The 4,730-nt window shown below is 54.7% G+C and carries 9 protein-coding genes; 5 read left to right on the forward strand and 4 right to left on the reverse strand.

The window, feature by feature from the left end; translation table 11 throughout:
- Positions 1-231, reverse strand: a 231-nt coding sequence (locus JT51_RS21045) for a transposase (protein WP_037317899.1), incomplete at its 3' end; no start/stop codon positions are given.
- Positions 232-385: 154 nt separating this feature from the next.
- On the opposite strand from JT51_RS21045, the gene JT51_RS22035 reads away from it, so the two are divergent.
- From JT51_RS22035 to JT51_RS21065, 5 genes are all read left to right on the forward strand, one after another.
- Complete coding sequence (locus tag JT51_RS22035; RefSeq protein WP_160175211.1) at positions 386-532, forward strand: hypothetical protein; 147 nt, start codon at positions 386-388, stop codon at positions 530-532.
- Between the two features lie 175 nt (positions 533-707).
- Positions 708-965 carry an antitoxin gene (locus JT51_RS21050; protein WP_037317902.1) on the forward strand — a complete coding sequence of 86 codons (258 nt, stop codon included), beginning with the start codon at positions 708-710 and terminating at the stop codon, positions 963-965.
- Positions 962-1,354 carry a type II toxin-antitoxin system VapC family toxin gene (locus JT51_RS21055; protein WP_037317904.1) on the forward strand — a complete coding sequence of 131 codons (393 nt, stop codon included), beginning with the start codon at positions 962-964 and terminating at the stop codon, positions 1,352-1,354. Before JT51_RS21050 ends, JT51_RS21055 begins: the two co-directional genes overlap by 4 nt.
- On the forward strand, positions 1,351-1,893 hold the full coding sequence (locus JT51_RS21060) for a hypothetical protein (RefSeq protein ID WP_037317907.1): 543 nt from the start codon (positions 1,351-1,353) through the stop codon (positions 1,891-1,893). The genes JT51_RS21055 and JT51_RS21060 overlap by 4 nt, the downstream gene beginning before the upstream one ends.
- Before the next feature lie 500 nt (positions 1,894-2,393).
- Positions 2,394-2,750, forward strand: a complete 357-nt coding sequence (locus tag JT51_RS21065; RefSeq protein WP_037317910.1) for a hypothetical protein — start codon at positions 2,394-2,396, stop codon at positions 2,748-2,750.
- A gap of 149 nt (positions 2,751-2,899) precedes the next feature.
- Here the strand turns inward: JT51_RS21065 and JT51_RS21070 are convergent, their stop codons facing one another.
- The 3 genes from JT51_RS21070 to JT51_RS21080 all read right to left on the reverse strand — a co-directional run.
- Positions 2,900-3,337 (reverse strand): DMT family transporter, encoded by a 438-nt coding sequence (locus JT51_RS21070; RefSeq protein ID WP_081894782.1) that lies wholly within the window; start codon positions 3,335-3,337, stop codon positions 2,900-2,902.
- Between the two features lie 142 nt (positions 3,338-3,479).
- Positions 3,480-3,914, reverse strand: coding sequence for an HIT family protein (locus tag JT51_RS21075; RefSeq protein ID WP_037317913.1), 435 nt, complete (start codon positions 3,912-3,914; stop codon positions 3,480-3,482).
- 552 nt (positions 3,915-4,466) lie between these two features.
- Positions 4,467-4,730: recombinase family protein (locus JT51_RS21080; RefSeq protein ID WP_037317919.1), on the reverse strand; the 264-nt coding region annotated here is incomplete at its 5' end.

A 4,730-nucleotide genomic window follows, 5' to 3' on the forward strand; every position in this document is an offset into this window, starting at 1 on the left:
GCCAGACAGACGGCGTTTCCCGGCTTCGAGGAACTCCTTTGACCAGCTGTAATACAGGCTCTCAGAAATGCCCTCGCGCCGACACAGTGCCGAGATGCTTTCCTCACCACGAAGACCCGCCAAAACAATGCGGATCTTCTCCTCCGCCGAATAGGTTTGCCGCGTCTTGCGGCGGATGGTTTTGACCAACTTGGTAGCCGAAGCTTTGCTGGTTCCGGATTTCTTGTTCATCTCCACTCCTTGACGGTTACGATGAACCAGAAATCCTCCATTGTGCAAATCCTCAAATCTGTCCCACAGGTGCTGACGTCAAACATCAAATGCAGCTATTTGGACCCATTGGCGCTGACGTCAGACACTGGGTTTGAAGGCAGGCAACGTCCAGATGAACAGTTTCGAAGGCCTCAAGGTTGGTGAAAAGCGCAAGAAGCTGCACGCGCTGTTCAATGAACCTGAGACCCGCGCGGCGATGAAGTTGAGCAAGGCGGTTGAGAAGCGGATCGCCACATGGTTGCCCGAGGGCATGGGCTGATCGAAGAGGGTAGGGCGTGCAAGCGCCCTGCCACTCCGGACATATTCCACCGAGCGATAACAGGTTGAAAGTAGACGCGGAAACCCGCCCATGATGCCTAAGCTTCATTCAGTGCCAGCTTGAAAGCAATACGTAAATAGTATATATTAATGATAGATATCAATTGGAGGTAACAATGCCAGATAGAACGGTTGCAAAAGTGTTCATGACCGGTCGGTCTCAGGCGGTTCGGTTGCCGAAAGAGTTCCGGTTCAGCACCGATGAGGTTCGGATCAGGGCGGAAGGCTCAAAGGTCATTCTTGAGCCCATCGAAAACGATTGGGAGTGGTTGGACGAGTTGCACAAACTGGGTCCACTTGATGAGGATGCCGCTCTGGCCGCCGAGGAAGATGTAGCACCGCAGGACCGGCCCGAACTGGATGTGTTCAAGTGAAATACCTGCTCGATACCAACGCCGTCATCGGGATCATCGCGGCCAATAGCAGCCTGATTTCCAGCTTGTCCGAGCATGTTCCAAGCGACTTCGCAGTGCCATCTGTCGTCATGTATGAACTCTATTGGGGCGCATACAAAAGCACGAAAGTCGCTGAGAATGTTGCGCGTGTGGATGCGCTCCGGTTCGAAGTGTTGGACCTGTCAGCTGCCGATGCAAAAGCCGCTGGTCTGATCCGTGCTGATCTGTACAGGAAAGGCACGCCCATCGGGGCCTATGATTTGTTGATCGCAGGGCAGGCGATTTCGCGGTCCCTGACGCTCATCACCAATAACGTCAAAGAGTTTCGCCGGGTTGAAAATCTGATCTATGAGGACTGGCAATCATGACCAAAGTCACAACGCCAACCGCAGCAGAGAGTGCAATCCGCCGCGTGTGGAAATCTGCGCAGATGTATATCGCCTTTCACAAGGATCAGGACAAACGCCAACGCGATGAGCCGAAACTTTGGCCACCGAAAAACGGCAGCGCGTCCCTCCATGGCGATCCTAATGAGCAAGAGGCCATCGTTGTCGTCAAGACCGCTGATCCGGACGAAACTCAGGACGTGCAAATCAAGCTGCATCCAAGCCGGATCGTTGTGCGTCGGGATGCGGAAAGCCGGTGGCAGGGTGTTGCGGTCGACGATCATTCCGTGACCGTCCGCATGGCCGACAACACGATTATCGAAATCCGGCACGACGGGTCGATCAAACGCCGTGGCGCAGAGGATGAGACCCATGTTGAAGCCGATGGCAGCATTTTCAAATGGACCGAATTTGCAGAAGCGCACATGACGGGTGACGGGATCGAAATGAGCCGCCGCACCGATGATCGGATTGCTGCCATTACCCATGACGGTGTTGTTGATCGGGCGCGCAAGCGTTAGCATGAGGCCAATACCTCTAGACTTTCCTTCGGTAGTACTTCTGGCCCGCTTCGGTGGGCCTTTCTTTTTGGCTGATGCCCAGGCGGCGATGTTCCTCTGGTGTCGCTTGGCACCTGGGGCCTGCACCCCACGTGCCGACCCGACTTGCGCTTCGCTTTGACGGCCGCCACCGCGGCCGGCGCCTATCTAACCGTGGCGCCTGGTAAGGTCGGCCCTCCGCCTCCGCTGACAGGAAAGGGCGACGTGTGCAGTAACCCCGATCATCGTTTTGCAGGTGATCCCATCTCGGCAAGACCACCAGCTCGCGGATCTGAACGTGGGTGCTGTGTTGATCGACTTGATTTCCCCAATACGCATCGAGGCTCTTTGTTCAGCCGTCCCGCGCGCGGCGGTCCAAGTCGTTCGTGCCGTTCCGCCGGTTAGACTGGTTCAAGCCCGTAGCCAATGAAGATCCTCGCTCCCCGTGTTTCTTCAAGATGAACATATGCGAGCAGTCGGGAATGGCGCTCCCGATCTGGCAGCAGATCAGGAGCTTCAACGGCTATTTTCCGCAGCCGGGCACGCCCGGCTTTGCATCGCGAAACAAAATAGCCGCTGACATGTCCTTAGTGCCCGCAAAAGCCATGTTCATCGAAACACTTAAAAGCGAGGATCAAACAATGGCTACTCAAACTCTGAAACTGAATGTCAAATCCGGCGAAAAAGAGGGCACGAACTATTGGGATCGATGCGGGGTTCTCTTCGTCAACACCGATGACGCCACCGGCGAAATCAAGTCGATCACCGTCAAGCACAGCATGTTCCCTGGCGTTGAAATGGTGGCCTTCCCGAAACGGGACGACAACGAGCAGAACTGAGCGCAGGGCAGGGCGGCACAAGTCGCCCTTTCATGTGCTCCGGCTTCTGGTCGGAACGAGAGCGCCTGGAGGTGTTCTTGATAGGGGTTTGGCTATAATTGGCAGGGCCCGCTTCGAGCCCAAATTGAACCTCGATGATCGACTGCAATTTAGCGAAGCATCAGATAAGCACCCGCTAGTAGCAGGATAGCAGCCGCAATCCGTGATAAATCGATGCTTCTGACGGATGCATCAAATAAGCCGAAGTGATCGATAAGTAGCCCCACTAGAAGTTGGCCGACAACAACCAATGCAATCGCCGATGTTGCCCCCAGTTTTGGAACTGTTTGACTGAGGGTAAGATAAAGAACCAAACCGAAAACGCCACTTCCCAGCATATACCAAGGTAAGTGCCTCCATTCGCTAATGTTTTCTCCGCCACGGGCAATCAACAGCGCAAGCGACGCAACAACCCCTCCGAGGTGGACTATGAAGCTTCCAGCAGCGCCACCAATTCGATTGCCCATGGAGCCTGCGATTTGAGCCTGCGCGCCAACAGCGAAGCCGCCTGCAAGACCAATTCCAACAATCAGGAGAGTTTCGAACATGAGCACCTCAAATTTTTGGAGTTGAGGCAACCTTATTTACCTTCGATCAGATGTTCGAGCGCAAATCCCGATGGCGACTCTGTCCGCCGAGCAGCCATCAATGTGCCGTGTGGCTATTGTTCGGTGTAAGCCTAAAGTTATTTTATCGGTCGAGAGCATCCGCAATCTGTCTGGCAACAGTTCGGAGCTCGTTGCTTCCCGGATTCGGCATTGGTTTGAAGGTTATTCCCTCTTGCTCGATGTAGCGTCGTGAGGTGACATCGTGCTTTTCGACTAGCGGTATCAGATGCGCATGAGCGTGGGCGACATCACCACCCGAGTATTGAAATGCCACTCGCTCCACGCCAAAAACCTTCTTCTGTGCGACAGCCAATTTTTGCCCCAGCAACATGATTTCGCACGCAATATCCTCCGGGATATTCTCAAAATACTCGATATGAGCCGTCGGAATGATCTGGAGATGACCCGGGCGAATTGGACCAGTATCCATAAACGCCAAGATGCTGTCATTCCGAAATACCTCATGCGTGGGGATTTCTCCGGCAGCAATTCGGCAAAAAAGGCAGTAATCACTCATGTTCCAATAGTCGCCCGAAGAAATTTGACACTATCAAGAAACGTAGAGTTTTCGGAGTTGAATTGGAACAGCTGCCTTGTCCCGCATAGTGTAGATATCTGAACTGCTTCCGATTTTCGGCAATATTGATCAGGGCAAATCACGAGCGTTCAGCTCGTGACCGCGCGCTAGGCTTCAGCCGGTCATGCCGGCTTCCACCCCGAACCAGGCACGCCCATTCTCCCTGCAGCCCGGGTGCGGTGTAACCTGTCTCATCCGAGCCAGGTTACACCGCGGCCGCAAGTCGCCTGGTCACGCCTGTTTCGGCCCTCCGGGTGACGCCCGTTCGCTTCGCCTTTTGCAAGGATTACGCTCGATAGACATCGAGCAAGACGCAGCCCGCCAAAGGCGGTCTGCTGCACTTGTTTTCCCGAACGTCGCGGGGCCGAAAAGCTCTCGTATCTGACCGGGTCCAGGGGGAAGGCACAAAGAGAGACCCGCGCCAGGGCGGGGTCGAGTCCGGCTGAGTGCAGAATAGGGCGTTAAGCTCGGATTGGGCTTCTGTGATTGCGCTCAAGCCTCGTCTTCAGCGAGATATCGATAAATAGTGGCCTTAGAGAGGCTGTATTCAGCCATGAGGTCCTTGATTAAGGTGCCCTGCGCGCGTTTTGCGCGCAGTTCTACGATCTGATTGGTTGTAAGCGCAGGCCGCTTCCCAAACTGAACGCCTTGATCTTTAGCCTTCTTGATCCCGTCCATTTGGCGCTCGGCGCGGATTTCGGTTTCGAACTGACCGATGGCTCCCAGCATGTTGAATAGCAGTCGCCCGGTTGCGTC

Origin of the sequence: Ruegeria halocynthiae (assembly GCF_000743705.1) — a bacterium.
GTDB classification, from domain to species: domain Bacteria; phylum Pseudomonadota; class Alphaproteobacteria; order Rhodobacterales; family Rhodobacteraceae; genus Ruegeria; species Ruegeria halocynthiae_B.

Bases quoted from the DNA above. Each gene is read 5' to 3' on its own strand.
- JT51_RS22035 (WP_160175211.1), top strand. From the start codon at position 386: ATGAACAGTTTCGAAGGCCTCAAGGTTGGTGAAAAGCGCAAGAAGCTG.
- JT51_RS21070 (WP_081894782.1), bottom strand. From the start codon at position 3,337: ATGTTCGAAACTCTCCTGATTGTTGGAATTGGTCTTGCAGGCGGCTTC.
- JT51_RS21050 (WP_037317902.1), top strand. From the start codon at position 708: ATGCCAGATAGAACGGTTGCAAAAGTGTTCATGACCGGTCGGTCTCAG.
- JT51_RS21065 (WP_037317910.1), top strand. From the start codon at position 2,394: ATGGCGCTCCCGATCTGGCAGCAGATCAGGAGCTTCAACGGCTATTTT.
- JT51_RS21060 (WP_037317907.1), top strand. From the start codon at position 1,351: ATGACCAAAGTCACAACGCCAACCGCAGCAGAGAGTGCAATCCGCCGC.
- JT51_RS21075 (WP_037317913.1), bottom strand. From the start codon at position 3,914: ATGAGTGATTACTGCCTTTTTTGCCGAATTGCTGCCGGAGAAATCCCC.